The organism is Cupriavidus sp. GW822-FHT03E04 (assembly GCF_058801495.1).
On the sequence record NZ_JBXANI010000010.1, the window covers coordinates 1 to 26,988 of the forward strand.

At 68.2% G+C, this 26,988-nt stretch carries 19 protein-coding genes; 5 read left to right on the top strand and 14 right to left on the bottom strand.

The window, feature by feature from the left end:
- The first annotated feature begins 146 nt into the window (after positions 1-146).
- Positions 147-1,145 (top strand): 2Fe-2S iron-sulfur cluster-binding protein, encoded by a 999-nt coding sequence (locus AC1RQC_RS15455; RefSeq protein WP_492883873.1) that lies wholly within the window; start codon positions 147-149, stop codon positions 1,143-1,145.
- Between the two features lie 51 nt (positions 1,146-1,196).
- A complete protein-coding gene (locus tag AC1RQC_RS15460; protein WP_492883875.1) occupies positions 1,197-1,901 on the top strand; it encodes a GntR family transcriptional regulator in 705 nt (234 codons plus the stop codon).
- A gap of 19 nt (positions 1,902-1,920) precedes the next feature.
- Here the strand turns inward: AC1RQC_RS15460 and AC1RQC_RS15465 are convergent, their stop codons facing one another.
- Both AC1RQC_RS15465 and AC1RQC_RS15470 read right to left on the bottom strand, forming a co-directional pair.
- The gene (locus tag AC1RQC_RS15465) at positions 1,921-2,442 is read right to left on the bottom strand and encodes a DsbA family protein (RefSeq protein ID WP_492831529.1); all 522 of its coding nucleotides are present in this window, start codon (positions 2,440-2,442) and stop codon (positions 1,921-1,923) included.
- A gap of 66 nt (positions 2,443-2,508) precedes the next feature.
- Complete coding sequence (locus tag AC1RQC_RS15470; RefSeq protein ID WP_043354618.1) at positions 2,509-2,769, bottom strand: UBP-type zinc finger domain-containing protein; 261 nt, start codon at positions 2,767-2,769, stop codon at positions 2,509-2,511.
- 224 nt (positions 2,770-2,993) lie between these two features.
- On the opposite strand from AC1RQC_RS15470, the gene wrbA reads away from it, so the two are divergent.
- Positions 2,994-3,614: an NAD(P)H:quinone oxidoreductase gene (gene wrbA / locus AC1RQC_RS15475; protein WP_174428029.1), complete on the top strand. Its 621-nt coding sequence runs from the start codon at positions 2,994-2,996 to the stop codon at positions 3,612-3,614.
- A gap of 45 nt (positions 3,615-3,659) precedes the next feature.
- On the opposite strand, the gene AC1RQC_RS15480 is transcribed toward wrbA, so the two are convergent.
- The 12 genes from AC1RQC_RS15480 to AC1RQC_RS15535 all read right to left on the bottom strand — a co-directional run bounded on the left by AC1RQC_RS15480 (position 3,660) and on the right by AC1RQC_RS15535 (position 17,238).
- Entirely contained in the window at positions 3,660-4,967 is a 1,308-nt protein-coding gene (locus AC1RQC_RS15480; protein WP_492807007.1) for an aspartate aminotransferase family protein, read from the bottom strand.
- 20 nt (positions 4,968-4,987) lie between these two features.
- Complete coding sequence (locus AC1RQC_RS15485) at positions 4,988-6,049, bottom strand: phosphotransferase (RefSeq protein WP_492807009.1); 1,062 nt, start codon at positions 6,047-6,049, stop codon at positions 4,988-4,990.
- The gene (locus tag AC1RQC_RS15490; RefSeq protein ID WP_183032683.1) at positions 6,046-7,074 is read right to left on the bottom strand and encodes a histone deacetylase family protein; all 1,029 of its coding nucleotides are present in this window, start codon (positions 7,072-7,074) and stop codon (positions 6,046-6,048) included. The genes AC1RQC_RS15485 and AC1RQC_RS15490 overlap by 4 nt, the downstream gene beginning before the upstream one ends.
- Entirely contained in the window at positions 7,071-7,796 is a 726-nt protein-coding gene (locus AC1RQC_RS15495) for a GntR family transcriptional regulator (protein WP_492372084.1), read from the bottom strand. The genes AC1RQC_RS15490 and AC1RQC_RS15495 overlap by 4 nt, the downstream gene beginning before the upstream one ends.
- A 4-nt stretch (positions 7,797-7,800) precedes the next feature.
- Positions 7,801-8,751, bottom strand: a complete 951-nt coding sequence (locus AC1RQC_RS15500) for a DMT family transporter (RefSeq protein WP_492883877.1) — start codon at positions 8,749-8,751, stop codon at positions 7,801-7,803.
- On the bottom strand, positions 8,751-10,178 hold the full coding sequence (locus AC1RQC_RS15505; protein ID WP_492807011.1) for an aspartate aminotransferase family protein: 1,428 nt from the start codon (positions 10,176-10,178) through the stop codon (positions 8,751-8,753). The genes AC1RQC_RS15500 and AC1RQC_RS15505 overlap by 1 nt, the downstream gene beginning before the upstream one ends.
- A gap of 78 nt (positions 10,179-10,256) precedes the next feature.
- The gene (locus tag AC1RQC_RS15510) at positions 10,257-11,261 is read right to left on the bottom strand and encodes a 2-hydroxyacid dehydrogenase (RefSeq protein ID WP_492372087.1); all 1,005 of its coding nucleotides are present in this window, start codon (positions 11,259-11,261) and stop codon (positions 10,257-10,259) included.
- Positions 11,258-12,937 carry a dipeptide ABC transporter ATP-binding protein gene (locus AC1RQC_RS15515; RefSeq protein ID WP_492807013.1) on the bottom strand — a complete coding sequence of 560 codons (1,680 nt, stop codon included), beginning with the start codon at positions 12,935-12,937 and terminating at the stop codon, positions 11,258-11,260. The genes AC1RQC_RS15510 and AC1RQC_RS15515 overlap by 4 nt, the downstream gene beginning before the upstream one ends.
- Complete coding sequence (locus AC1RQC_RS15520; protein ID WP_174428021.1) at positions 12,934-13,776, bottom strand: ABC transporter permease; 843 nt, start codon at positions 13,774-13,776, stop codon at positions 12,934-12,936. The genes AC1RQC_RS15515 and AC1RQC_RS15520 overlap by 4 nt, the downstream gene beginning before the upstream one ends.
- Positions 13,773-14,747 (bottom strand): ABC transporter permease, encoded by a 975-nt coding sequence (locus AC1RQC_RS15525; protein ID WP_043354633.1) that lies wholly within the window; start codon positions 14,745-14,747, stop codon positions 13,773-13,775. Before AC1RQC_RS15525 ends, AC1RQC_RS15520 begins: the two co-directional genes overlap by 4 nt.
- A gap of 31 nt (positions 14,748-14,778) precedes the next feature.
- A complete protein-coding gene (locus tag AC1RQC_RS15530) occupies positions 14,779-16,344 on the bottom strand; it encodes an ABC transporter substrate-binding protein (protein ID WP_492883879.1) in 1,566 nt (521 codons plus the stop codon).
- Between the two features lie 99 nt (positions 16,345-16,443).
- Entirely contained in the window at positions 16,444-17,238 is a 795-nt protein-coding gene (locus AC1RQC_RS15535; RefSeq protein WP_492807017.1) for a class II aldolase/adducin family protein, read from the bottom strand.
- An 879-nt stretch (positions 17,239-18,117) separates the two neighbouring features.
- Here AC1RQC_RS15535 and AC1RQC_RS15540 point away from each other — a divergent pair.
- Positions 18,118-18,273, top strand: coding sequence for a DUF3309 family protein (locus AC1RQC_RS15540; RefSeq protein ID WP_183032690.1), 156 nt, complete (start codon positions 18,118-18,120; stop codon positions 18,271-18,273).
- A 143-nt stretch (positions 18,274-18,416) separates the two neighbouring features.
- Positions 18,417-26,987 (top strand): GH36-type glycosyl hydrolase domain-containing protein, encoded by an 8,571-nt coding sequence (locus tag AC1RQC_RS15545; protein WP_492883881.1) that lies wholly within the window; start codon positions 18,417-18,419, stop codon positions 26,985-26,987.
- The last annotated feature ends 1 nt before the right edge of the window (position 26,988 follow it).

The window sequence follows — 26,988 nt, forward strand, 5'->3', positions numbered from 1 at the left end:
GCCTTCTTTGCCTACTTTCTTGGCAAGACAAGAAAGTAGGTCGCCGCCCCGCAGGGGTGGTGAAACTGCCTTTGACTTTAGGCTTTAGGTTTTAGGTTTTAGATCCAGAAGCCCGTCCCCCCCCCCCCCCGCATTCCGAGTCCACCATGTCCTACCGCATCCATCTCATCGAATCCCAGCAATCGTTCGAAACCAGCGCCGGCGAAACGGTACTGGACGGCGCCCAGCGCGCCAATGTGCAGATGGCACACGACTGCCGCTTCGGCGGCTGCGCAACGTGCCGCGTCAGGCTGGTCGAAGGCGCGGTGGCCTATGACGAGTACCCCATGGGCCTGACCCCGGAAGAAGAGGCCGAAGGCTTTGCGCTGGCGTGCCAGGCGCGGCCCACCAGCGACCTGGTGATCAGCACCGCGCGGCCAGGCGAGCCATGCGCCGAGCCCGCGCGCCACACCGCGGTGATCCGCAAGATCGCGCCGCTCAGCGCTGACGTGGTGCACCTGACGCTGGAGCTGCCGCAGGCGCAGGCGATTGACTACCGTCCCGGCCAGTACCTCAAGATCTTTACCGGTGACGGCATCGCGCGCAGTTTCTCGATGGCGTCGATTCCCAAGGACCGCACGGTGGACCTGCACGTGCGCCGTATTCCTGGCGGCTACTTCACCGAGCGCTTGCTGGCGGGACTGCGCTCCGATGACCAGCTCGACGTGGAGCTGCCGCTGGGCGGCTTCTATTTCCGCAAGGACGACTATCGCCCGCTGGTGATGGTGGCCACGGGCACCGGGCTGGCGCCGATCAAGAGCATCCTCGAATCGCTGATGGACGATCCCGATTGCCCGCCGGTCTCGCTGTACTGGGGCATGCGCACCCAGGCGGACCTGTACCTGCACGAACAGATCCAGGCGTGGGGCGCGCGGCTCTACGATTTCCAGTACGTGCCGGTGCTCTCGCGTGCCGACGGCGCATGGAGCGGCCGGCGCGGCCACGTGCAGCACGCCGTTGCCGCCGACCTGCCGGACCTGTCCGAGCATGCCATCTACCTGTGCGGCTCGCCCGACATGATCCGCGACGCCCGCGAGACCTTTCTCGGGCTCGGCGCCAGCGGCGCGCATATCTACGCCGACAGCTTTACATTCCAGCGCAGCTGAACCAGCGCGCGCGGGCTGGCCAAGGCCGGCCCGCGCGCCCACAAGACGAACATGTCCGACGACCACGGCAGTGTTCCACCCGCCCACCCGGCGGGCCATTCCGGCGCCAGCCTCGGCTCGCGCCATTCGCCGCTGTTTTCGCAGGTGACCGATACCTTGCGCCAGCGCATTGTCGGTGGCGTGTACCGCCAGGGCGACCGCCTGGTGGAGCACACGCTGTCGGCCGAACTGGGCGTGTCGCGCGTGCCGGTGCGTGAGGCGCTGCGCGCGCTGGCGGCCGAGGGGCTGGTTCGCATCGAGCCGCGCCGGGGCGCGTCGGTGGCGTGCCTGTCGGAGCAGGTGGCCCGGGAGATGGTGGAGGTGCGCGCCACGCTCGAAGGCCTGAACGCCAAGCTGGCCGCGCAACGGCGCGATCCCCGGCTGGTCGCCGAGTTGCAGGAGGTCTTGCGCCAGGGCAGCGCGGCGGCATGCGGCGGCGAGGATGCGCGCCTGCTCACGCTCAATTTCCGCTTTCACGAAGTGCTGGGCAATATCGCCGCCAACAGCGTGCTGCAGGAGATGATGCGCTCCTTGCGCGAACGCACCGGACTGGTGTTTGCGCCCGCGCACCGGCAGCGCGCGCAGCAGAACTGGGACGAGCACGCGCAGATCCTGCGGGCGGTGATTGCCGGCGACGCCGACCTTGCGTCACTGCTCGCCACGCGCCATGTGTACAGCGCGGCGGAGGCGGCAACGCCTGCTGGCCCGCAAGCCTAGGCCCCTGGCCCCCAGCCCCTCAGTGACGCAGCGCCACGGCAATGGCATGGTCCAGGTGTTCGATGCCGAAGGTCACGTCCTGTATTGCCCCATTGACGAAGAATGCCGGCGTGCTGCGCACATGGCTGGCAATGCCGCCTTGCTGGTGCTCGCGCACGCGCTGCAGGTAGGTGTGGGCCTTCATGTCGTAGTCATAACGCTCCAGGTCCAGTTCCAGCGTAGCGGCGTACTCCCGCAGCATCGCCGGCTTGATGCCGTGATGTTGCTCGAAGATCTGCTGGTGCATCGGCCAGAACTTGTGCTGGGCCGCCGCGGCCTCGGCAGCCTCCGCGGCGGCTAGCGCCAGCGGGTGCCAGGCCGTCAGCGGGAAATGGCGGTACACAAAGCGCACGCGGTCGTGGTAGCGGGCAAGCAGGATCTTCACGCCGCCGTAGGCCAGGCGGCAATACTGGCATTCGAAGTCGCCGTACTCGACCACGGTGACGTGGGCCGAGGCAGGCCCCAGTACATGGTCGGTCTTTTCAACGGGTGTCGACAGCATGACATTCTCCTTGCAGGATTGGCGCATGGGGGTTGGCCTGAGCGTGTGCCGGGCGCCGGGCACCCCTCAAGGAATGAACAGCTTGTCGATATAGCACCAGCGCCAGGTTTCGCCCGGCTCGAACGACTGGATCACCGGATGTTCCGTGGCCAGGAAATGCCGGGTGGCGTGCTGGTTGGGCGAGTCGTCGCAGCAGCCGACATGGCCGCAGCACAGGCACAAGCGCAGGTGCACCCATTCGTCGCCGCTGCGCAGGCATTCCTCGCAGCCTTCTGCGCTGGGTGTGACGGGATGGCTCAATGCAAGGTGCGCACACGCCGTTGTCATTGCGGTACTCCAACGTTGGCCCCGGCAGGGCGGGCCCGTGCCGCGCGCGGATGAGCCAGGGTCTTTTATTGTAGGCGGCGAAGATGCGAAGGGAAGCGCGGCAGTCACCGCGCGGCGCGCTTGCTTCGCCTAGACTCAACGAATGGCCTGTTGCGGCCTGAAGTCCCGATTTCGTATTTCGTCATTTTTCATTTCGAATTTGGCATTGCACTCAGGAGGATGTCATGACCTGCAAGATCCAGGTGGTCTTCTACAGCATGTACGGGCACGTCTACAAAATGGCGGAGGCCGTGGCGGCGGGCGCTCGCGAAGTCGATGGCGCCGAGGTGACGTTGCTCCAGGTGCCGGAACTGGTGCCCGACGCCGTGCTGGAAAAGAGTGGCGCCAAGGCCGCCCGGGCGGCTTTCGCCCATGTGCCGGTGGCGGAGCCGGACAAACTGGCCGACGCCGATGCCATCCTGTTCGGCACCCCCACACGGTTTGGCAATATGTGCGCGCAGATGCGCAATTTTCTCGACCAGACCGGCGGGCTGTGGATGAGCGGCGGGCTGGTGGGCAAGGTCGGCAGTGTCTTTACCAGCACCGCCACCCAGCACGGCGGCCAGGAGACCACGATCACCAGCTTCCACACCACGCTGCTGCACCAGGGCATGGTGATTGTCGGCGTGCCCTACGCCGAAGCGCGGCTGCTGGACATGAGCCAGATCACGGGGGGCACACCCTATGGCGCTTCCACCCTCACGGCCGCCGACGGCTCGCGCCAGCCCAGCGAGAACGAACTGGCGATCGCAAAGTATCAGGGCCGGCACGTGGCCGGCATAGCCGCCAGGCTCGCGGCGCGTTAGCCGGGCTGCTGGCCGTGGCCGGATGGCTGGCGGGCGGGTTCAGGTTCAGGCCAATCGCTCGTTCTCCACCTCGGCGAGCACTGCGTCCAGGGTGTCGGCCAGCAGGTCGGCGTGCGCTTCGGTGAACACCATCGGCGGGCGGATCTTCAGGATGTTGGCCGCTTCGCCGGTGGCACCAACCAGCACGTGGCGCCGCCGCAGACCGTTGACGATGCGCGCCGTGCGCGCGGTCGCGGGCCGCGCGGCATCGCCGTCTTCGACAAACTCCACCGCGACGAACAGCCCGGCCCCGCGGATATCGCCGATCAGTGGATGCCGCGCCGCCACGCCTGCCAGCCGCTCGCGCAGGTACTTGCCCACGCGCCGCACCTGCGCCATGAGATGCGTCTGCTCGATGACGTCAAGCACCGCCATGCCGGCGGCGACAGACACCGGGTTGCCGCCGAAGGTATTGAAGTAACGGCACTCGCGCCCAAACGCCGCCAGCACTTCGGGGCGCACGGCCAGCCCGGCCAGCGGATGCCCGTTGCCCATTGGCTTGCCCATGGTGACGATGTCCGGCACCACGCCATGCCGCTGGAATCCCCAGAACGCCTCGCCCGTGCGCCCCAGGCCGGGCTGCACCTCGTCGGCGATGAACACGCCGCCGGCCGCGCGGATGGCGGCGACCGCATCGTTCAGGAAGCCGGGCGGATCGCAGAAGATGCCGTCGCTGGAGAACACGGTATCGACCAGCAGCGCGGCGGGGCGGATGCCATGCGCGCGCAGGTCCTCGATGGCTTGGCGCACACCGTCGGCAAAGACAACACCGAGCTGCGCCGGCGCAACGCGGTAGCTGTCCGGTGCCGGCACGGTACGCACGTTGTCGCCAAGCTTCACGTAGCGCCCGAGCGAGGGCGATGCTTCGGCAATGGACGCGGTCACGCCATGGTAGGCAAAGCGCGTGATGATCAGCCCTTGCGCGCCGGTGTGGGCGCGCGCGATGCGCATCGCCAGGTCGTTGGCCTCGCTGCCGGTGCAGGTGAGCATGGCATGGCCCAGCGCGTCCGGCATGGTGGCCAGCAGGCGCTCCGCGTAATCCAGGATGCCCTCGTGCAGGTAGCGTGTGTGCGTGTTGAGCTGCGCCGCCTGGCGGGCGATGGCTTGCACCACCTGTGGATGGCAATGGCCGACCGATGCCACATTGTTATATGCATCGAGGTAGCGCTCGCCGTTGGCGTCGTAAAGCCAGACGCCATCGCCGCGCACGATGTGCAGCGGCTCCTCGTAGAACAGGCGGTACGCCGGGCCGAGCACGCGGGCGCGCCGCTCGGTCAGTGCTGCAACGCTAGGGGTGGCTGCTGCCGTGGTCATCGGATTCCTTGGTGTCGTGGTCACGCCATCCCGCAGGCGCGGCGCAGGACGGAGCGTGCTTGTTCGGTGGGGATCGCGTCGCAGGCTGCCAGCCGGTCCCAGGAGACCGCGTTGTTGCGCAACAGGTAAGGCGCGTTTTCCGGATGCCGCGCGGCGCGCCAGCCACTGATGGCTACCACCATCACCAGCCGGGCCTGCACCAGGTCGAACAGCACGTCGACCTCATCGGCTTGCAGCGGCAGTACCGCGTGATAGGTGGCGGCAAAGTCCGCCAGCGTGGCCATCGTGTCGCCGGCGGGGTCAACCTGATAGGCGGCGGCAACGGCCAGGTCGTCGATCAGGGGCGCATGGACCATGTCGCCAAAATCCAGCACGCCCGCGATGCGCGCATGGTCTTGCGGATCGACCAGCACGTTATAGATATTGAAGTCGTTGTGGATCGGCTGGGCCCGCAGGTGCGCCAGCCGGGGCTGCACATTGGCGGCAAAGCGATCCAGCGCGCGGTTTGCCAGCGCGCGGCGGCTCTCGTCCGGGACGCTGTCGAGCAGGCCGCGCACGCGGTCGGCGCGCTGGATGTCCCACGGCAGCTCCAGTTCGCCGGCGGGATGGCGGAAGTCGCGCAGCGCCAGGTCGAGCCGGGCCAGCGTGCGCGCCAGCTCCCGTGCCTGTGCTTGCGAGCGCTGCGCCTTGGGCAGCGGCACGCCAGGCAAGTAGCTGAACAGGCGCACCACACGCGCTTCGCCACCGGGTGGCTGGGCGATCAGCGCTGGCTGGCCCGCCAGGGTTGGCACGATGCGCTGCACGGGCAGGGCGGGGTCGGCCGCGGCGATGTGCAGCAGCGCCTGGGTCTGGAAGTCCGCCACCAGCGGCAGCTCGGCCGGGTGGGATACCTTGAGCATGTAGCTTGCCGCGGGCGTTTCCAGCAGGAAGTTCCGGTCGCGCTCGCCGCTCAGCGGGGAGAGCCGGCCCGCCAGCCCGTAGTGCTGCGTGAGCAGCGCCATCGCCCACGTCACAGGGACTTCGGGCGAGCCTTCGCTAAGCACATCGGCGGCAGCCAGTGCCGCGCTTGCCGGCCCGTTCATGCCGCGCTCGCGAAGCCGCGCAGCGCGCTGGACAGGTTGGGCCCGAGATCGTCGGAGAGATACCCGCCTTCCTGCACCAGCACCGTCGGCAAGCCCAGCCGCGCGATTTCCGCGGTGATCAGCGCGAAGCCGGGCGTGGTGACGGCCAGCGCCTGGTACGGGTCGCGCTCGTGCGCGTCCAGCCCCAGCGCCACCACCAGCGCGCCGGGCGCGAAGGCGCGGATGCTCTGGCACACGTCGCGCAGCGCTGCCAGGTAGGCCTCGTCGCCGGTGCCGCGCGCCAGCGGGCGGTTGATGTTGTAGCCGAGGCCCTCCGCCTCGCCGCGCTCGTGCGCGTGTCCGGTGAAGAAGGGCGTGAACAGCATCGGGTCGCCATGCAGCGACACGGTCAGCACATCGTTGCGCCGGTAGAAGATGCCCTGGGTGCCGTTGCCGTGGTGCATGTCGATGTCGAGGATGGCGACGCGGTCATGGTGGCGGCGCAGGTGCTGCGCGGCAATGGCGGTGTTGTTCAGGTAGCAAAAGCCGTTGGCGCGGTCCGCATAAGCGTGGTGGCCCGGCGGGCGGCACAGCGCATAGGCGGCGCGTTCGCCGTCGGCGACCAGTTGCGCGGCGTGGGTGGCCACGTCGGCTGAGCCGACCGCCGCGCGCCAGGTGTTGGGCCCGATGGAGCAGGCGGCGTCGCCCATGTGGAAGCCCGCCTGGCCGACCACGCTGTCGGGATAGGTGCAGGGCTGCCCGGGGAACGGATGGATGTTGGGCAAGACCTCCTCGGAGGCGTCGGGCAGCAGTTGCCAGCGGTCGTACGCGGTTTCCAGGAAGCGCAGGTATTCCGGCGTGTGGATCGCGGCGCGCGGGCCGGGGCCGTGATCGGCGGGGGCAATCACGTCGTGGCCATCGGCACGCACCGCTGCCAAGAGGCGCAGGGCGCGCTCGGGCTGCTCGTTGCTGCGTTTCATCTTGCCGCGCACCATGAACGCGTGCGGGTCGTGGTCGAGATGCAGATCGCTGTAGACGACTTTCATAGGACGGACTCCATCGGGGGCGCCTCGGCGGCGCCTTGTTTTTGCATGAACACCGCCCGGACATGGACCCAGGCGTCATCGATATGGAAGCGCACCGCGGCTTGCGCGGCGGCTTCGTCGCGCCGCGCAATCGCCTCGGCAATGGGGCGATGGGTCTCGGCCACGGCCTTCGGGTCGTGGTACACGCTGTCGATCAGCGCCACGATCATGCGGATCTCCGTTTGCATCATGGAGAACATGCGATGCAGGTAAGCGTTGCCGGACAGCTCGCAGATGGCCGTGTGGAACGCCAGGTCGCGCGCCACGCGCTCGATCTGCGGCAGCGATTCGGCGTCCTGCACCATGCGGTCGACCATGGCCACGAGCTGCTTCAGCCCGGCCTCCGGCGCCTGCTTGCAGGCGAGCGATGCGGCCATCAGCTCCAGATTCAGCCGTACCTGGAACAGGTCGTCGATCTCGCGCACCGTCACCGTGCGCACCGCAAAGCCATGGCGCGGGCGCGAGACCAGCACGCCCTGGCGCTCCAGCCGCCGGGCCGCCTCGCGCACCGGCGCGCGGCTGACATTCATGCGGCGGGCGATGTCGGCCTCGACGATGCGGCTGCCGGGCGGGAGCCGGCCTTCGACGATGGCCTGGGTGAGTTGCGCCTCCACCGCCGCCACCAGGTCGGAGACTTCGATGGAGGCAAAGGGCGAGGATTCGTCGAATGCGGAATCAGACATGGGCTTAGTCCTTGGGTCGGGCTACGACCGGCTTTACCAGCGGTGCTGGCGGCGCGGGCGGCGCCTGCCGCCCGCGCAATGCGAGGTAGCCGCCCGACAGCATGATCAGCACGATGCCCGCCAGCGCGATGCCATCGGGCGGGCGCTGGAAGACAAAGGTACTGATCAGCACGGCGAGCAGCAGTTGAAAGTAATTGAGCGGCGCGAGCGTGGAGGCGGCAACGCGCCGGAAGGCGGCCAGCAGCAGCAACTGGGCCAGGCCGCTGCAGGCGCCACCGATCATCATCAGCAAGATGTCGGGCGCGGGCGGCATGACCTCAGGCAGCGTCGCCAGCGCCGGCACGCCGGTCACCACCAGGCAGATCAGCGCGGTCCAGGCATAGAGCACCGGCCCGGCGACCACGCCGGCCAGCCGGCGCGTCAGCAGCTGGAAGGCGGCGTAGCATACGGCCGAGACCATCATCAGCACCGTGCCCACGAGCGGCAGGTCGCCGCCGGGCCGCACGATCAGCAGCATGCCGCCAAAGCCGGCCAGCACCGCCGCCCACTGGGCGCGTCCCACCCGTTCGCCCAGCACCGCCGGCGACAGTGCCACCATGATCAGCGGCGCGGTGAAGTAGATGGCGGTGGCCTCTGCCAGAGGCATGTGCACCAGCGCGGCCATGAAGCAGCTCGCCACGATCCCAAGCGCCAGCCCGCGCGCCAGCAGCAGCCACTTGCAGGGCGTGCGCCACAGCTTCAGGTCGCCTTCGCGCACCAGCCACACCAGCGCGATGACGCTTACCGACACATAGCGGGTGAGGTTCATCATGGGCGCCGAGTGGTCGCGCAGCATCCATTTGCAGAAGGCGTCGTAGCTGGCAAACGCCACCAGCGCGCAGAAGAACAGCGCGATGCCATCGCGGCGCGCACTCGCCGTGGTGAGCCGTAGCGAAGGATTGGCCGGGCCGGTCATCAGGCTGCAGCCTTGTTGCCACCATGGCCGCTATTGCTTCCCTTGCTGCCGGCCGGGAGCTCACGCTCCAGCGCCACCATGGCGCGCTCGAACCGCGCGAACAGCTCGTCGATCTGCGCCTCGGTGATGATCAGCGGCGGGCAGAACGCAATGGTGTCGCCCATGGCGCGCACGATCAGGCCGTGCTCCTGCGCCAGCTGAGCCAGGCGCGGGCCAGCCTTCAGGGCCGGGTCGAAGGCGCGCCGCGCCGCCGGATCCGCCGCCAGTTCGACCGCGCCCAGCAGGCCGACCCCGCGCACCTCGCCCACCAGCGCTCGCCCGGCATAGGCCCGCAGCGCTTGCTGGAAGCGGGGCGCGATGGCGTTCACGTGATCGAGGATGTGGTCATCCTCATAGACGCGCAGCGTCTCCAGCGCCACCGCCGTAGTGACCGGATGGCCCGAGTAGGTGAAGCCATGGCCGAAGGTGCCGATCTTGCCGCTGTTGGCGGCAATGGCCGCATGCACCTTCTCCGACACCATCACCGCCGAGATCGGCATGTAGCCGGAGGACAGCGCCTTGGCGCAGGTGAGGATGTCGGGCCGCATGCCGTAGGTGGTGGAGCCAAACATCGCGCCGGTCCGGCCAAAGCCGCAGATCACCTCGTCGGCGATCAGCAGGATGTCATGGCGGCGCAGCACGGCCTGGATCTCGGCAAAGTAGGTGGCTGGCGGCACGATCACGCCGCCCGCGCCCATCACTGGCTCGGCGATGAAGGCGCCGATGGTGTCCGGGCCCCCCGCCTGGATCAGTGCTTCGAGCTCCTGCGCCAGGCGGCTGGCGAACGCCGCCTCGCTCTCGCCCGGCGCGCCGTAGCGGTAGTGGTGCGGGCAGCCAGCGCGCAGGATGCGGTCGATGGGCAGGTCGAAATCGCGGTGATTGGCCTGCAGGCCGCTCAGGCTCGCCGCTGCCACGGTGACGCCGTGATAGGCGTTGGTGCGCGCGATGATCTTTTTCTTGTCCGGTTTGCCGATGGCGTTGTGGTAATACCAGACCAGCTTCACGGCGGTGTCATTGGCCTCCGAGCCGGAGTTGGCGAAGAACACCTTGGACATCGGTACCGGCGCCATCGCCACCAGCTTCTCGGCCAGCATGATGGCCGCCGGGTTGGAGCGATGGTTGAACGTGTGATAGTAGGGCAGCGTGCGCATGGCCTGCACGCCGGCCTCGATCACGCGCGCATGGCTGAATCCGAGCGAGCTGCACCACAGGCCGGACATCCCCTCCAGGTAGCGCTTGCCCTGGTCGTCCTCCACATAGATGCCGTCGCCTTTGGTGATGACGAGCGGGCCGACGCCGGGGTGGGCGGCCAGGTTGGTAAAGGGATGCAGATGGGCCGCGATATCGTCTGCGGCAAGGGCGGCGTGGGAGGGCAAGGCGACGGTCATGTCAGTGACGTCCTGTTGTTGGTATCGGGTGTGTCGGAGTGCTGGGGCAGCGGCATGCCAAGGTCAAACGCGTCAATATCAATATCCCTGTGCCGGGTCGACTGCCACGGCAGGTCGCTGCCCGCGGCGCAGCTGGGCCAGATTATCCAGCGTCTGGCGCGCGATCGTCGCCGGATCGGTGCGGGCCGCCACATGCGGCGTGACGTTGATGCGCGGATGCCGCCAGAACGGATGCCCGGATGGCAGCGGCTCGTGCTGGAAGGCATCCAGCGTGGCCGCGCCCAGCGTACCGTCGTCCAGCGCGCGCAGCAGGTCGGCCTCGACCAGGTGGCCGCCCCGGCCTACGTTGATCAAGTGCGCGCCGCGCGGCAGGCGGGCGAACAGGTCCGCGCACAGGAAACCCTGCGTCTGCGCGGTGAGCGGCAGCAGGCAAACCAGCGCGTCGCAGCCCGCCAGGAAGGCATCCAGGCCGTCCTGGCCGTGGAAGGCTTCCACGCCCTCGGGCAGGTCCGCCTTGGGGCTGCGGCTCCAGCCGCGCACCGCATAGCCCACCGCCTGCAGCGCGCGGGCGCTGGCAATGCCCAGCGTGCCCAGCCCCGCAATGCCCACCCGGTGCCGCGACGGCGCCACGATGGGCTGCTCTTGCCACTGCCCGGCCGCCGCGCTGGCCAAATAGGCGCCCATGCTGCGCTGGTGCTGGATCACGGCCCACGTCACGTAGGCCGTCATGGTGCCCGCCATGGCGGTATCCACGATGCGGCAGACGGTTGGCCCTGGCGGCAGGTCCGGATCGCTGCGCAGGTGGTCGATGCCCGCGCCCAGCGACTGCACCAGGCTCAGCTTGGGCATGGCCGCCAGCAAGCCGGGCGGGGGCGCCCAGCAGACCGCGGCATCGATGTCGTCAAGCGTGCCCAGGTCGGCGCCCACGCGCAGGTCCAGCCCGGGCGCCGCCGCGCGGAAGGCGGGTACCAGGTAGTGCATGTCGAGCACGCTGCTGAGCAGTGCCACACAGGGAGGCTTGGTTGTCGTCATGTCCATCTTGTTGCGTGTTCCGGCCAGATTGTCGAGGTCGGTGCGGGTCATGCGTAGCCCCCGACCGCTTGCAGGCGGGCTGGCTCTGGTGTTTCTGGTGTCTCGGGTGCCTGCGCTGCCTCCTGCACCCGGGTCAGGCGCGGGATGGCTTCGATCAGCTTGCGCGTGTAGGCATGCTCGGGTGCGCTCAGCACGCGAGCCGTCTCGCCGTACTCGACCACCTCGCCGCGCTGCATGACGGCGATCTTGTCGCACATCTGCGCGGCCACGCGCAGGTCGTGGGTGATAAAGACCATAGCCAGCTTGAACTGCTCGCGCACCTTGGCGAACAGCTCCAGCACCTGCGCCTGCACCGACACATCCAGCGCGGAGACGGGCTCGTCCGCCACCAGCAATTCCGGCTGCATCGCTAGCGCCCGGGCAATGCCGATGCGCTGGCGCTGCCCGCCGGAAAACTCATGCGGGTAGCGCTCGGCCGCCTCCGGCCCCAGCCCGACCAGCCCGAGCAGCTCCAGCGTGCGCGCCTGTGCCTCCTGGCGCGATACGCCCTGCGCGATGGGGCCGGCAGCGATGGCCGCACCGATCCGATGCCGGGGATTGAGCGAGGCATAAGGGTCCTGGAACACCATCTGCAGCTTGCCGCCCGCGCGCTGCAGCAGCCCGCCGCCTTGGGACAGGTTGCGCCCGTTGATCACGATGCGGCCGCTGTCGAACGGTGCCAGGCCCACGATGCAGCGGCCCACCGTCGATTTGCCGGAGCCCGATTCACCCACCAGCCCGAGCGTTTGCCCGCGCAGCAGCTCGAAGTTCACGTTGCGCGCGGCTTGCACCTCGCGCCCGCGCCGCAGCAGACCGCCACCGGTGCGGTAGGTCTTGCACAGGTCCTGCACCTGCAGCACGCGGTTGACCTCCACCTGCACGGGCGGCTGGCGCAGGTGCCCGCCGGGAATGGCGCTGATCAGCTTGCGGGTATAGGAATGCTGCGGATCGGTCAGCACGCGCGCGGCCGGCCCGGTCTCGACGATGGTGCCGGTCTGCATCACCACCACCTGGTCGGCGATCTCCGACACCACGCCGAAATCGTGCGTGATGAACAGCACGGCCATGCCGCGCCGCTTTTGCAGCTCGCGGATCAGTTGCAGGATCTGCGCCTGCGTGGTGACGTCGAGCGCGGTGGTGGGCTCGTCGGCGATCAGCAGGCGCGGCTCCAGCGCCATGGCGCACGCGATCATCACGCGCTGGCGTTGCCCGCCCGACAGGCGGAAGGGGTAGCTGTCATACAGCAGCTCCGGATCGGGCAGGCCCACGTCGGCCAGCGCCGCCACGATGCGCTTGCGCTTCTCGGCCGCGCCCAGCCGCTGGTGCGCGTCGAACACTTCGGCGATCTGGTCGCCGATGCGCATGACCGGGTTGAGCGCCGTCATGGGTTCCTGGAACACCATGCCGATCTTCTGCCCGCGCAGCTCGCGCATGGCGTCGTCATCCAGCTGCAGCAGGTCCTGGCCCTCGAACAGGATGCGCCCGGCCACCGGCTCCACATGGGGCCGCGGCAGCAGGCCCATCACCGCATTGGCGATCATGGACTTGCCGGAGCCGGACTCGCCCACCACGCACAGCGTCTGGCCCGCTTGCAGCGTCAGCGAGGCTGCCTGCACTGCCAGCGCGCGGTCGCCGCCGGCAGGCAGGCGGATGCTCAGGTCCTGGATATCTAGTACCGGTGTGCTCATCGTCCACTCCCGCCAAGGCGCGCATTGAGCGCGTCGTTCAGGCCTTCGCCCACCATATTGAGCGCGAGCACCGTCAGCAGGATGGCCGTGCCGGGGAACACCGCCATCCACCAGGCCTGGCGCAGCACGGTGCGCGCCGAGCCCACCATATAGCCCCAGCTCATGTGGTTCGGGTCGCCGAGACCCAGGAAGCTCAGGCTGGATTCCAGCAGGATGGCGGTCGCCACCATCAGCGAGGCCATCACGACGATGGGCGAGCTGGCATTAGGCAGGATCTGCGACAGGATGATGCGCGGTGTCGATTGCCCGGCCAGCTTCGCGGCTTGCACAAAGTCGCGCTGGCGCAGCGTGAGGAACTCGCTGCGCACCAGGCGCGCCACCGGCGGCCAGGACACGATGGCGATCGCTGCCACGATGGAGCCGATGGACGGCTCGAAGATCGCCACCAGCACCAGCGCCAGCGCAAAGCTCGGCACCGCCTGGAACAGCTCGGTGAAGCGCATCAGCGCCGCATCGATCCACCCGCCGAAGTAGCCGGAAATGGCGCCCAGCGTCACGCCGATCAAGAGCGAGACCACCGTGGACACCACGCCGATCAGCAGCGAGATGCGCGCGCCGTGGATCACGCCCGCCAGGATGTCGCGCCCCATGGTGTCGGTGCCCATGGCAAAGCCGGGTTCCTGCATCGGTTGCAGGAACGGCTGCTGCACCATGTCCCAGGGATCATGCCCGGCCATCCACGGCCCGAACAGCGCGAGCACGGCAAAGCCCACCAGTACCACCATGCCGAGCACGGCTGCCTTGTTGCGGCAGAACCGCCGCCAGAAAGTGTTTTTCATTGCATCTCGATCCGCGGGTCGACCAGCGTGTAGACAAAGTCGGTCAACAGGTTGAACAACACGGCCATGGCCGCGGTGACCAGGAAGCAGCCCAGCAGCAGGTTGTAGTCACGCTGCAGCAGGGCGTCGAACATCAGGCGGCCAATGCCCGGCCAGGCGAACACCGTCTCGGTCAGCACCGCGCCGCCGATCATGCCGCCGGCCTGGATGCCGGCCAGCGTCACCACCGGCAGCAGGGCGTTGCGCAGGATGTGGGCGCGCTGGATGCGCCCGGGCCGCACACCCTTGGCGCGCGCGGTCTTGACGAAATCCATCTGCGCCACCTCCAACATCGAGGCCCGCGTCATGCGCGCATACACCGCCATGTAGAACAGCGCCAGCGTGAGCGCGGGCAGCACCAGGTGCGTGGCAATGTCGAACACCAGCGCCAGGCCATGCAGGTCCGCCCCCACGGTGAAGTAGCCAAAGCCGGGCAGCCAGTCGAGCTTGACCGAGAACAGCAGCACCGCCATCATCGCCAGCCAGTACAAGGGCGTTGCGTAGAACACCAGGGCGAACAGGGTGATGGCGTTGTCCACCCAGCTCCCCGCGCGCCGGCTAGCCCACGCCCCCAGCACCACGCCGAACAGCACGGAGAGCAAGAAGGCGCTGCCGGTCAGGATCAGCGTGGCAGGCAGGCGCTGCAGGATCAGGTCCAGCACCGGCTGCTGCTGGCGGTAGGAGTAGCCCAGGTCCAGGTGCACCACATGGCCGAGGTAAGTGGCAAGCTGCTCCGGCACCGGTTTGTCCAGCCCGAACTGCGTGCGCAACTGCGCCACGAACTGCGGGTCGGAGGCCCCGGCCTCGCCAGCCATCACCGAGACAGGGTCTCCCGGCGCGGCCCGGATCAGCAGGAAGTTGACGGTCGCGATGACCAGGATCGCGATCACGCCCTGTACCACCCGGCCTAGCATGCGCTGCGTACGACTCATGGCTTTGCCCCAGAGATAAAGATGACTGCCATCACGCCAGCCAGGCGCGGCCGATGCCGTCGTTCAGGCCAATGCCGGAACTGATGGGATTGTTGATGCGGCTGCGGTACAGCGTGGGGAAGTTGAGCTCGTGCAGCCACACCACCGGCATCTCGTCCACCAGGATCTTCTGCACTTCGTGGTAGATCGCTGCGCGCTTGGCGGGGTCGATCTCGCGCGCGCCAGCCTGGAACAACTCGTCGACCTTGGCGTTGCGATAGCCCTCCACATTGTTGAAGGGCGAGCCTTGCGCGATGTTGTCCGAAGTGTAGTTGCGCGCCACGCCCAGCGCCGGGTCACCGTACTGGTAGACATAGGTGAAGGCCAGGTCGTAGTCCCATTTGTTCAGCCGCTCGCCCCAGCCCGCCACGTCGGTGGGGGTCATCTCGATCTTCACGCCGGCCTGCTGCAGGTTCTGCCGAACGATCTCGGCGGAGCGGGTCCAGGTTTCGCCGTAGGGCAGGGGCAGCAGACGCAGGGTTTCGCCCTTGTAGCCGGATTCGGTCAGCAGCTGCTTGGCGCGAGCCAGGTCGCGCGGATACTTGGCCACGTCGGTGCTGGCGTACTTGATATGGCTGTTGAAGGGGCCGGTGGCGCTCTTGGCATAGCCTTGCCATGCCACCTTGGCGATCGCGTCGCGGTCGATGGCAAAGGCCAGCGCCTGGCGGAACTTGATGTTGTCCATCGGCGCCTTGCGGTTGTTGACCCACAGCCACGAGTGCGGCGCGAAGAACTCCCAGCCCTTGGTGGTGACCTGCACGCCGGGCAGCTTGCTCAGGCGCGCCACGTCGAAGTACTCCACCGCGCCGCCGGGCACCAGGTCGACCTTGCCGGACTCGAACGCCGCGGCGCGCGCCGAGGCATCGGGGATCACGTGGAAGTACACGCTGTCGACCAGCGGCACGTCGGGTTGGTGATACGCGTCGTTGCGCACCAGCTGGATGTACGAGCCGCGCACCCATTCCTTGAACTTCAGCGGGCCAGTGCCGATGGGCTTGGCGTTGGCCGGGTTGGTCAGGAAATCCGTGCCCTCGTAGATATGCTTGGGCACCATGGGCATGGTGCCCACTTCGAAGATGCCGAGGAACGGGCTGAACGGGTACTTCAGCTTGAACTCCACCGTGAGCGGGTCCACCGCGCGGATGCTCTCCACCGCAGCCAGGTTGGCGCGCAGCCGGGCGTGGGTCTTGCGCAGGAACACGTCGGCGGAGAACACCACGTCGGCCGCGGTAAACGGCTTGCCGTCATGCCAGGTGACCTTGGGCTTGAGCTTGAATGTGTACACGGTGCCGGCCGGGTTTACCGTCCAGGAGGTCGCCAGCGCTGGCTGCGGCTCCAGCTTTTCGTCGTAGCGCAGCAAGCCCTCATAGATGTTGCCGGAGATCAGCTGGGTGGGGCCATTCTGGGTAATGCCGATCATCAGGCCGGAAGGCTCAGGCTGGACGAGCGCGTTGATCACGCCGCCTTTCTTGCCGGCCGCGAGGACGTGGAAAGGCACACCGGCGAGCGACAGCCCGGTGGTGGCAACACCCATTTTGATCAGTTGGCGACGATTCATTGCGGAACTCTCCTGGGGGCTAGGGATGGGTAACTGGCAAGACGGAACTGGCAACACAAAATGGCGAAAGCGCGCGGGGCGGGCAGGGCAGGCAGGGCGTCACTCGCGGAACGACGTGGCAGCGGCCGGCTCCAGCCGCTCCCGCAAGGCGCGCCATTCCCGCGCGTACGGATCGGCCGCGCCGGGCAGGCGGTTGGTGTCGCCGCTCTCGTACTGGCGCGCGGTCTTCTCGCAAATGGCTGGCGGCACCGGATTGACGCGCTGGCCGCTGGACTGGATCGCCACCTGCACGCGGCAGGCGCGCTCCAGGTTGTGCATCAGGATGAAGGCCTCCGCCACGCTGCGGCCCAGCGTCACCAGGCCGTGATTGCGCAGGATCAGGGCGCGCTTGTCCGGGCCGAGATCGGCCACCAGGCGCACGCGCTCCTCGTGGTCCAGCGCAATGCCTTCGAAGTCGTGGTACGACACGCGGTCATGGAATTGCAGCGCCCACTGGTTGGAGGGCTGCAGGCCACACGCCAGTGACGATACGGCCACGCCCGCCACGGTATGCGTATGCAGCACGCAGACCGCGTCATGCCGGGCGGCATGCACGGCGCTGTGGATGGTGAAGCCCGCCGGGTTCACGTCTTGCCCCGGCGGGCCGCTGATGATGTTCCCATCCAGGTCGATGCACACCAGCGAAGACGCGGTGATATCCCGGAACAGCATCCCGAACGGGTTGATCAGGAAGCGGTCCTCGGTGCCCGGCACCCGGGCCGAGATATGGGTGTAGATGCTGTCGTCCATGCCGTACAGGGCGACCAGGCGGTATGCGGCGGCGAGATCCTCACGCACCTGTTGCTCGGCCTCGGAGATGGCGGGAACCAGGCGGGAAGAGACGTTGTTGCCCATGTTTGTGTTTCCTTGGATTGGCGATTAGGTCACTGTAGGTCGATGGTCAGCTGTCGACAGTTGGCACTTATACCGATTACGCAAAGTTCAGGCCACGTGTTCAATTTGCAGCCGCATATGTTGCAGTGCGAGATGCAAGGCGTTGATTTTCAAGGGAATGCGGGCTTGCCTTGGCGTGGATGGCGGGCTGCCGGGCGGCTTCGGCGGCTTGCCGGGGGAATGGTGCCATGCGCAAAAAATGGGCACCGGCAGCAGGGTTTCGGGATTGGCGAGCAGGAATGGGGCGCGGCGCACGGTTTGGTGGCGTGCAGAAAATCCAGCGTCGGGATAGGCGGTCAGGGTGTCAATGTGTCTCTTATGACACATGGCGAGCGAGCAAGCGCGGCCTGGCGTGCTCGCGGGGCGCAGAAACGCCGCCGCCGGAAATATAAGAAGGGTTCCGGGCTGGAGTATGCGAAGATGCGCGCACAGCGGCGCTGCGAATACGCGCGGCCGGCTGTCTGGACCTGACCCCAGTCGCACCCACGACTTTCCGCCTGCGGCCTTGCCCCTGGTTCAGTTCTTTCCCGAAGCATGCTGCCTTCCCGCTGGCCTCAAGGCCACCACACGGCGGTCATGCCCGTCGTGTTTTCCGCTCGCTCTCACTCCTGCGCCGTCCAACCGCCAAGGCCCAACCCCCCAAGCCTCAGCCCCGGTAGCGGGCGCCAATTGTCCGTCATCGTACCGACACCGCACGCCATCCATGGCAACGTGCCCGTAGCGGTCAGGTCCATGCCAAACGGCGCGGCTACATTCGCATCGGGCTCGAAGATTCCGGTCCCCTGGCGAGGTATCGGCGGCGGCCTGGCCCATTACGCGGAGTCGGGAAAGGAGCGTTCCATGCTAGGAACCGTATTACTGGTCGTGCTGGTGCTTGTCTTGCTCGGTGCCATGCCGACCTGGCCGCATAGCCGTTCCTGGGGCTACATGCCCAGCGGCGTGCTGGGCCTGCTGCTGATCGTGGTGCTTGTGCTGGTGCTGATGGGCCGCCTATAGGCGAGAAAGAGGCGAGAAAGCTCGCCTTGGCGCAACAGTCCGCGAAGCGATCGCGTGATGGCCGGCAAGCTTCAGGCTTGCCGGCCAGCCGTTTTTAAGGAGGCGAACCCGTCTCCCGATCCCCGTTGGCAACCAAGGCGCCCATGTATTCAGTGCTAGGCCGTACGTTCGAGTACGCATCCATCCCTTCGCCGTGGGACAGCAAGGCGCCAGTCCGGGAGGAGCTGTTCGGCATCGAGCGGCTGGAGCAGCATGCGCAAAGCCTTGCCGCCGCCCAGCCCGTTACCGCCAAGCCCCCGCGCGTGCGCACGCTGCGCAGCCGCCTCAACGACAATGCCGAAGTACTGCTCGCGGCCTACCGGGCCAGCGCGGCGGAGCTGGAGAGCGGCAGGGCCGTGGTGCCCGCGGCCGAGTGGCTGCTGGACAACTACCACCTAGTGGAAGCGCAGATCCGCGAGATCCGCGATGACCTGCCGCCTGGCTACTATCGCCAGCTGCCCAAGCTCAGCGAGGGTCCCTTCGCCGGCTATCCCCGCGTATTTGGCCTTGCCTGGGCCTTTGTCGCGCATACCGACAGCCATATCGACCCGGACACCCTGCGGCGCTTCATTGCCGCCTACCAGCGCGTGCAGCCGCTGACCATCGGCGAGCTGTGGGCCGTGGCCATCACGCTGCGCATCGTGCTGATCGAGAACCTGCGCCGCCTGGCCGAGCAGATGACCGCCGGGCGCATCGCCCGCGCCGACGCGGACGATCTGTCCAGGCAACTGCTCAAGTCGGGCTGCGCCCGCTCGGCGCTCGACACGGATATCGCCTCGCGCGCCGCCGCGCCGTTGTCGGAGCTGTTCGCCGCGCAACTGGCCAAGCGCCTGCGGGACCAGGACCCACGGACCACGCCAACCCTGGGCTGGCTGGAAGAGCGGCTCGGCCGGCAGGGCGCATCCATCGAGGACGTGGTGCGCCACGCCCAGCAGCGCCAGGGCGCATCCAACGTGACCGTGCGCAATGTCATTACCAGCATGCGGCTGATATCGGATATCGACTGGGCCGAACTGTTCGAGAGCGTGAGCCTGGTCGACGCGCGTTTGCGCGATGGCAGCGGCTACGCCGACATGGACTTCCCCACGCGCAATCTTTACCGCAGCGCCATCGAGCAGCTCGCGCGCGGCTCGCCTGCCTCGGAGCTGGAGATTGCCGATCTAGCGCTGGCCACGGCCCGCGCCGCGGCGGCAGGCACCGCCGATGCGGCGCAGGCGCAGCGCATCGGGGACCCGGGATATCACCTGATCGCGGAGGGCCGGCGTGCCTTCGAGCGCGCAATCGGCTTTCGTCCCCCGGCGCGGCTGCGGTTTTCCCGCCTCAATATCGCGCTGGGCATTGGTGGCTATGTGGGCGCCATCCTGCTGGTCACCCTTGCGCTGCTCGGTGGATCGCTCTGGTTGCTTGCGGCGGCGGCCATGCCGGCGCTCTCCGGCGGCTGGCTTGCGCTGATCGGCTGCCTGGGCTTTGTCCCGGCCAGCGAGGTGGCAACGGCGGTGGTCAACCGCGGCATCGCCTGGCTCTTTGGCGCATCCATCCTGCCGGGGCTTGAGCTCACGGCGGGCGTGCCGCCAGCGCTGCGCACGCTGGTGGCGGTGCCTACGCTGCTATCGGGCGAAGCCAGCCTGCGCGAGCAGATCGAGCGCCTGGAGGTGCACCATCTCGCCGGCGCCGGTGGTGACCTGACCTTTGCGCTGCTCACCGACGGCACCGACGCCGACCAGGCCGTCATGCCCGGCGACGCGGCCTTGCTGGCGGTGGCGGCCGAAGCCATCGGCGCGCTGAATCGCCGCTACGGGCCGGGCCCCGCCGGCAACCGCTTCCTGCTGCTGCACCGGCACCGCATGTTCAACGCCGGAGAAGGCAAGTGGATGGGCTGGGAGCGCAAGCGCGGCAAGCTCCATGAACTCAACCGCCTGCTGCGCGGCGCCACGGACACCAGCTTTGTTGCTGTCGATGGCGCGCCGCCCCAGGTTCCGCCCGACGTGCGTTACGTGATCACGCTCGATGCCGACACGCGCTTGCCGCGCGACGCGGCGCTCCGGCTGATCGGCAAGATGGCCCACCCGCTGAACCGGCCAAGGTTCGACGAGACGCTGCAACGTGTCATTGGCGGCTACGCCATCCTGCAGCCACGCGTCACGCCATCCCTGCCGGTGGGGAGCGAGGGCTCGTTCTATCAGCGCATATTCTCCGCGCCAGGCGGCATCGATCCCTATGCGGCGGCCGCGTCGGACGTGTACCAGGACATCTTCGGTGAGGGTTCCTATACCGGCAAGGGCATCTATGACGTGGATGCCTTCGAGGCCGCGCTGCGCGGCCGCGTGCCGGCGAACGCGGTGCTCAGCCACGACCTGTTCGAGGGCATGTTCGCCCGTGCCGGGCTGGCCTCGGATATCGAGGTCGTCGAGGATTTTCCCGCGCGCTATGACGTGGCGGCCAAACGCCAGCATCGCTGGACGCGTGGCGACTGGCAACTCCTTGGCTGGATCGTGCGCGGCCGCAAGGGCAGCCAGGCGGTGCCGATGCTCGGCCGCTGGAAGATGCTGGACAACCTGCGGCGCTCGGTGCTAGCACCGTCGCTGCTGCTGTGCTTTGGCGCGTGCTGGCTGCTGCCGCCGGGCGCGGCTTTGCGCGGCACGCTGCTGTTGCTGGCGGCCATGGCGATTCCCGCCCTGTTGCCGGGTGTGTTTTCCGTCATTCCCCATCGTGCCGGCATCCAGCTGCGCACCCACGTGAGGATACTGTGGGACGACCTGCGCGCCGCCGTGGCGCAGGTGCTGCTGACGCTGGCGTTCCTGCCCGACGTGGCCTGGCGCATGAGCGACGCCATCGCGCGCACGCTGGTGCGGCTGCGCTTGACCCGCCGCCACCTGCTGGAGTGGACCACGGCCGCCCAGTCCATGACCAGCCCCCGGCTTGACCTGGCCGGCTCCTACCGCCAGATGGCGGGCGGCGTCTTGCTGACGCTGGCGCTGCTGGCGGGCACGCTGGCCTTCGCGCCCGCGTCCTGGCCGCTCGCGCTGCCGCTTGGATGGCTCTGGCTGGCCGCGCCCATGCTGGCGCTGTGGGCAAGCCGGGCACCGAAGGTGGCACGGCGGCTGGTAGTGTCGGATGCTGACACGCGCGAGCTGCGCCTGACCGCGCGCCGCACCTGGCGCTTTTTCGAGACCATGGTCACGCCAGCGGACAACATGCTGCCGCCCGACAATTTCCAGGAGCGCCCGAAGCCGGTCCTGGCGCACCGGACCTCGCCTACCAACATCGGCCTGTACCTGCTATCGGCCATCGCCGCGCGCGACTTCGGCTGGAGCGGTACGGCGGCCACGGCCGCGCGGCTGGAAGCAGCCTTCGCCGCCATGCAAAAGCTGCAGCGCTGCCATGGCCACTTCTATAACTGGTATGGCACGCAGGATCTGCGTGCCCTGACGCCTGCCTATGTTTCATCGGTCGACAGCGGCAACCTGGCTGGCCACCTGATTGCGCTGGCCAATGCCTGTGAGGAATGGACCCATGCCGAGGTGACGCCGGATTTCCGGCTCGGCATGATGGATACCGTCACGTTGGCGCGCGAGGCCATTGCCGGGCTGGCGCTGGCGGGCGGCGAGCGCGCCGGCAAGCTCGGCGAACTCCTGGAACAGGTCGAAACCCAGCTTAACGGCACGCAGGGCACGCAGGGCACGCAGGCCATGGCCATGCTGATGCCCGCGCTCAAGCGGCTGACGGAAAAAGCCGCCGCGATCGCCAGCGACATCCTGCCCGCCACCGGCGACGACAGCCTTGGCGACCTGGCCTTCTGGGTGCAGGCGCTGCGCAAGGCCGTGGCCGAGCACGAGCAAGACCGGGTAGAGCGGATCGAAGCGCCGGACCTGCTCGGCGCGCGCCTGCAAGCGCTGGCCGTCGTTGCGCGCGACATGGCGCTGTCGATGGATTTTGCGTTCCTGTTTGACGAAGAGCGCAAGCTGCTTTCGATCGGCTACTCGCAGGACGACAACCGGCTCGATGTCAGCTGCTATGACCTGCTTGCGTCGGAGGCCCGTCTTGCCAGCCTGTTTGCCATCGCCAAGGGCGATGTGTCGACACGCCACTGGTTCCGGCTTGGGCGCACGGCCACGCCGCTGGGCAATGGGTCGGCGCTGATCTCGTGGTCCGGGTCGATGTTCGAGTACCTGATGCCGTCGCTGATCATGCGCGCGCCGGCGGGCAGCCTGCTCGAGCAGACCAACCGGCTGGTGGTGGAGCGCCAGCAAGGCTACGGCCGCGCGCTGGGCGTGCCATGGGGCGTGTCCGAATCCGCCTACAACGCGCGCGACATGGAGTTCACCTACCAGTACTCCAACTTCGGCGTGCCTGGCCTGGGCCTGAAACGCGGGCTTTCCGACAATGTGGTGATCGCACCTTATGCGAGCGGGCTGGCCACCATGGTGGATCCGCAAGGCGCGCAGCAGAACTTCGCGCGTCTGGCGCGGATGGGGGCAAAGGGGCGCTTCGGCTTCTACGAGGCCATCGATTTCACCCGCTCCCGGCTGCCCGAGGATGAGGCGTTCGCCATCGTGCGCAGCTACATGGCCCACCATCAGGGCATGACCATCGTGGCGATCGCCAACACGCTGCACGGCGGCCAGATGCGGGAGCGCTTTCACCGCGAGCCGATGATCCAGGCCACCGAGCTGCTGCTGCAGGAGCGCATGCCGCGCAACGTCGCCATTGCGCATCCGCGCGCCGAAGAGGTGAAAGCGTCCACGATGGAGTCCGGCAGCGAGGATTCCACGGTGCGCAGGCTTGCGGGCTATGCGCCCGGTGCGCCCGTCACGCATCTGCTGTCGAACGGGCGCTACGCGGTGATGCTGACCGCGGCCGGCGCGGGCTACAGCCGCTGGCGCGACCTGGCGGTGACGCGCTGGCGCGAGGATGCCACCCGCGACGACGCTGGCAGCTTTATCTTCCTGCGCGATACGCAAAGCCGTGCCGTCTGGCCGGCCGGCGCGCAATTTGCCGGCGGCGATACGGACGATGGCGAGCAGGGCAGCGAAGTGGTCTTCGCAGAAGACCACGCGGAGTTCATCCGCCGCGATGGCAGCCTGGTCACCACGCTCTCCATCCTGGTCTCCGGCGAGGATGATGGGGAAGTGCGGCGGGTTTCGCTGGCCAACAGCGGGCGGCGCGCGCGCGAGATCGAGCTGACCTCGTATGCGGAACTGGTGCTGACCGTGCCGGCGGCCGACGCCGCGCATCCGGCCTTCTCCAAGCTGTTTGTGGAAACCGAGTACCTGCCCGAGTTCGGCGCGCTGGTTGCCACGCGCCGCCCGCGCTCGCCGACGGAGCCCACGATATGGGCTGCCCATTTCGCCATCGTCGAAGGCGATGTGGTAGCGGATCCGCAGTACGAGACCGACCGGGCGCGCTTCCTGGAAGCGGGGCAAACGGGCAGGATAGCGCACGGCGTGCGGCATGGCCGTGCGCTGTCCAACACCACGGGCACGGTGCTCGACGCCATCTTTTCGCTCAGGCAGCGCGTGCGGGTCGCACCGGGCGGCGTGGCGCGCATCGCATTCTGGACGCTGGTGGCGCCCTCGCGCGCCGCGCTGCTGGATCTGATCGACAAGCACCATGACCGCAGTGCCTTCGAGCGCGCCAAGACCCTGGCCTGGACGCAGGCCCAGGTCCAGTTGCGCCATCTCGACGTCAAGGCAGACGAAGCGGCCGATTTCCAGCGCCTGGCCGCGCCGATCCTCTACGCCGATCCCCGCTTTCGGGGTTCCTCCGAGGCCATAGCCCGCGGCGCGGGCCCGCAGTCCGGGCTTTGGCCGCACGCCATCTCCGGCGACCTGCCGATCGTGCTGCTGCGCATCGACGAGATCGAGGATATGGCGCAGGTGCGCCAGTTGCTGCGCGCGCACGAGTACTGGCGCATGAAGCGGCTTGGCGTGGACCTGGTCATCGTCAACGAGCGCGCGTCGTCTTATACGCAGGACCTGCAGAACGCCATCGACACCGCGGTGCGCAGCAGCCAGTCGCGGCCACGCTTTGGCGATGAGCTCGCCCAGGGCTCGGTCTACACGCTGCGCGCCGACCTGATGCACTGCGATGCCCGCGCGCTGCTCTTGTCGGTGGCCCGCGTCGCGCTGTCCGCGCGCAGGGGGGCCATTGCCGAACAACTTGGCCGGGTGCCCCAGGCGCCGCAGCGCGCCGCGCCCATACGCCGCCGCACGCCACCACGGCCGGCGCCAATGCCAGCGCCAGCGCCAGCCACGTCGGCGCTCGAGTTCTTCAACGGCCTCGGCGGCTTCGACAAGGACGGGCGGGAGTATGTGATCGTGCTTGACGGCGCCGCCACCACACCCGCGCCTTGGATCAACGTGATCGCCAACCCCAGCTTTGGTTTCCATGCCTCGGCACAGGGCAGCGGCTATACCTGGGCCGAGAGCAGCCGCGAGAACCAGCTCACGCCCTGGTCCAACGACCCGGTGCTGGATCCGGCCGGCGAAGCGTTCTACATCCGCGACGAAGACAGCCTTGAAGTCTGGAGCCCGACCGCGCAGCCCATCCGCGACGCAGGCACCTACACGGCCCGCCACGGCCATGGCTACAGCCGCTTTGCGCACCACGCGAACGGCATCGCGGCTGAGCTGCTGCAGTTCGTCCCGCTGGAAGACCCGGTCAAGATTTCACGGCTGACGCTGAGCAACCTGACCGCCGGGCGCCGCCGGCTGTCTGTCACCGCCTACGTGGAGTGGGTACTCGGCACGTCGCGCGGCGCATCGGCACCGTTCATCGTGACCGAGCGCGACGAGGCCACCGGCGCGATGCTGGCGCGCAATCCCTGGAGCTCCGCCTTCCCGGGCCGGGTCGCCTTTGCCGATCTCGGCGGCAGGCAAACGGCCTGGACCGCCGACCGCACGGAATTCCTCGGCTACAACGGCGGCGCCGAGGCGCCGGCGGCCCTGCTTGGCACCACGCCGTTGTCCGGCGCGGTGGGCGCGGGGCTGGATCCGTGCGCCGCGGTGCAGTGTGTCGTGGAGCTTGCCGCGGGCGAGACGCTCGATATCGTCGCGTTTCTCGGCGAGTGCGGCTCGGCCGGGGCGGCGAGGGCGCTGATCGCCCGCTATCGCGCTGCCGATCTCGACGCCGTGCTCGATGCCGTGACCGGGCACTGGGATAGCCTGCTTGGCGCCGTGCAGGTCAGCACGCCGGACCGGGCAATGGACATCATGCTCAACGGCTGGCTGCTGTACCAGACCCTGGCCTGCCGCATCTGGGCCCGCTCGGCCTTCTACCAGGCGAGCGGTGCCTATGGCTTTCGCGATCAGTTGCAAGACACCATGGCGCTTACCTTCGCCAAGCCGGCGGCCACGCGCCAGCACCTGCTGCGTGCCGCGGCCAGGCAATTTGCCGAAGGCGACGTCCAGCATTGGTGGCTGCCGCACACCGGGCAGGGCGTGCGCACGCGCATCTCCGACGATTGCGTCTGGCTGGCCTTCGCCACGGCGACCTACATTGCCGGCTCTGGCGATGCGGCGGTGCTGGATGAGGCGGTGTCCTTCCTCGACGGGCCGGTGCTCGGCGCGGATGCGCATGACGTCTTCTTCCAGCCGATGACCGGGGAGGCGTCGGCCTCGCTGTTCGAGCATTGCGCGCGCGGCATCGAGCGATGCCTTGCCTTGACCGGCGAGCATGGCCTGCCGCTGATCGGCGGCGGTGACTGGAACGACGGCATGAACCGGGTCGGGGCCGGCGGCAAGGGCGAGAGCGTGTGGCTTGGCTGGCTGCTGATGCGCACGATCGCACTCTTCGCGCCGCTTGCCGAGGTGCGCGATGCCGGGCGCGCAGCGCACTGGCGTGCCCACGGGGCAATGCTGGGCGCGGCATTGGAGCGCGACGGCTGGGACGGCGAATGGTATCGCCGTGCCACTTTCGATGACGGCAGCTGGCTGGGTTCAAAGACCAGCCCGGCCTGCCGGATCGACGCCATTGCCCAGTCGTGGGCCGTGCTGTCGGGCGCCGGGGATCCCGTGCGCGCTGCCACCGCCATGGCGGCCATGGCCGAGCACCTGGTGCGGCGCAACGACGGCCTGGCGCTGCTGTTCGCGCCGCCCTTCAATGGCGCCTCGCCCGATCCTGGCTACATCGAAGGCTATCCCCCGGGCGTGCGCGAGAACGGCGGGCAATACAGCCACGCCGCGATGTGGTCGGTGCTTGCCTTTGCCCGTCTCGGCGCGGGCGCAAAGGCCGTGGACCTGTTCTCGATGCTCAACCCCATCCACCACGCCAGCACGCCCGCAGGCGTGCAGCGTTACAAGGTCGAGCCGTACGTGATCGCGGCCGATGTGTATTCGGTGGCGCCTCACATCGGGCGCGGCGGTTGGACCTGGTACACCGGCGCGGCCGGCTGGATGTATCGCGCCGGGGTGGAAGGCATCCTGGGGATTCGCCGCGAAGCGGGCTGGCTGATCGTGGCGCCGAGCATTCCGGCGGCCTGGCCTGGGTTTGAGGCGACGGTGTGCCTGGGGGCGTGCCACTACGACATCCGGGTGCAGACGCTGGCGCCAGGCGCGGGCGGCGCGCATGCCGTCCTCGATGGGCTGGCGGTGGCATGCGGCGACGGTGCCGTGCGCGTGCCGCTGGACGATGGCAGGCACAGGCTGCTGGTATGCATCCCGGCGGCGGCGGAATAAG

What these genes read in the sequence shown, in the direction of transcription:
- AC1RQC_RS15455 (WP_492883873.1), top strand. Translation starts at nt 147, where the DNA reads ATGTCCTACCGCATCCATCTCATCGAATCCCAGCAATCGTTCGAAACC.
- AC1RQC_RS15460 (WP_492883875.1), top strand. Translation starts at nt 1,197, where the DNA reads ATGTCCGACGACCACGGCAGTGTTCCACCCGCCCACCCGGCGGGCCAT.
- AC1RQC_RS15465 (WP_492831529.1), bottom strand. Translation starts at nt 2,442, where the DNA reads ATGCTGTCGACACCCGTTGAAAAGACCGACCATGTACTGGGGCCTGCC.
- AC1RQC_RS15470 (WP_043354618.1), bottom strand. Translation starts at nt 2,769, where the DNA reads ATGACAACGGCGTGTGCGCACCTTGCATTGAGCCATCCCGTCACACCC.
- wrbA (WP_174428029.1), top strand. Translation starts at nt 2,994, where the DNA reads ATGACCTGCAAGATCCAGGTGGTCTTCTACAGCATGTACGGGCACGTC.
- AC1RQC_RS15480 (WP_492807007.1), bottom strand. Translation starts at nt 4,967, where the DNA reads ATGACCACGGCAGCAGCCACCCCTAGCGTTGCAGCACTGACCGAGCGG.
- AC1RQC_RS15485 (WP_492807009.1), bottom strand. Translation starts at nt 6,049, where the DNA reads ATGAACGGGCCGGCAAGCGCGGCACTGGCTGCCGCCGATGTGCTTAGC.
- AC1RQC_RS15490 (WP_183032683.1), bottom strand. Translation starts at nt 7,074, where the DNA reads ATGAAAGTCGTCTACAGCGATCTGCATCTCGACCACGACCCGCACGCG.
- AC1RQC_RS15495 (WP_492372084.1), bottom strand. Translation starts at nt 7,796, where the DNA reads ATGTCTGATTCCGCATTCGACGAATCCTCGCCCTTTGCCTCCATCGAA.
- AC1RQC_RS15500 (WP_492883877.1), bottom strand. Translation starts at nt 8,751, where the DNA reads ATGACCGGCCCGGCCAATCCTTCGCTACGGCTCACCACGGCGAGTGCG.
- AC1RQC_RS15505 (WP_492807011.1), bottom strand. Translation starts at nt 10,178, where the DNA reads ATGACCGTCGCCTTGCCCTCCCACGCCGCCCTTGCCGCAGACGATATC.
- AC1RQC_RS15510 (WP_492372087.1), bottom strand. Translation starts at nt 11,261, where the DNA reads ATGACCCGCACCGACCTCGACAATCTGGCCGGAACACGCAACAAGATG.
- AC1RQC_RS15515 (WP_492807013.1), bottom strand. Translation starts at nt 12,937, where the DNA reads ATGAGCACACCGGTACTAGATATCCAGGACCTGAGCATCCGCCTGCCT.
- AC1RQC_RS15520 (WP_174428021.1), bottom strand. Translation starts at nt 13,776, where the DNA reads ATGAAAAACACTTTCTGGCGGCGGTTCTGCCGCAACAAGGCAGCCGTG.
- AC1RQC_RS15525 (WP_043354633.1), bottom strand. Translation starts at nt 14,747, where the DNA reads ATGAGTCGTACGCAGCGCATGCTAGGCCGGGTGGTACAGGGCGTGATC.
- AC1RQC_RS15530 (WP_492883879.1), bottom strand. Translation starts at nt 16,344, where the DNA reads ATGAATCGTCGCCAACTGATCAAAATGGGTGTTGCCACCACCGGGCTG.
- AC1RQC_RS15535 (WP_492807017.1), bottom strand. Translation starts at nt 17,238, where the DNA reads ATGGGCAACAACGTCTCTTCCCGCCTGGTTCCCGCCATCTCCGAGGCC.
- AC1RQC_RS15540 (WP_183032690.1), top strand. Translation starts at nt 18,118, where the DNA reads ATGCTAGGAACCGTATTACTGGTCGTGCTGGTGCTTGTCTTGCTCGGT.
- AC1RQC_RS15545 (WP_492883881.1), top strand. Translation starts at nt 18,417, where the DNA reads ATGTATTCAGTGCTAGGCCGTACGTTCGAGTACGCATCCATCCCTTCG.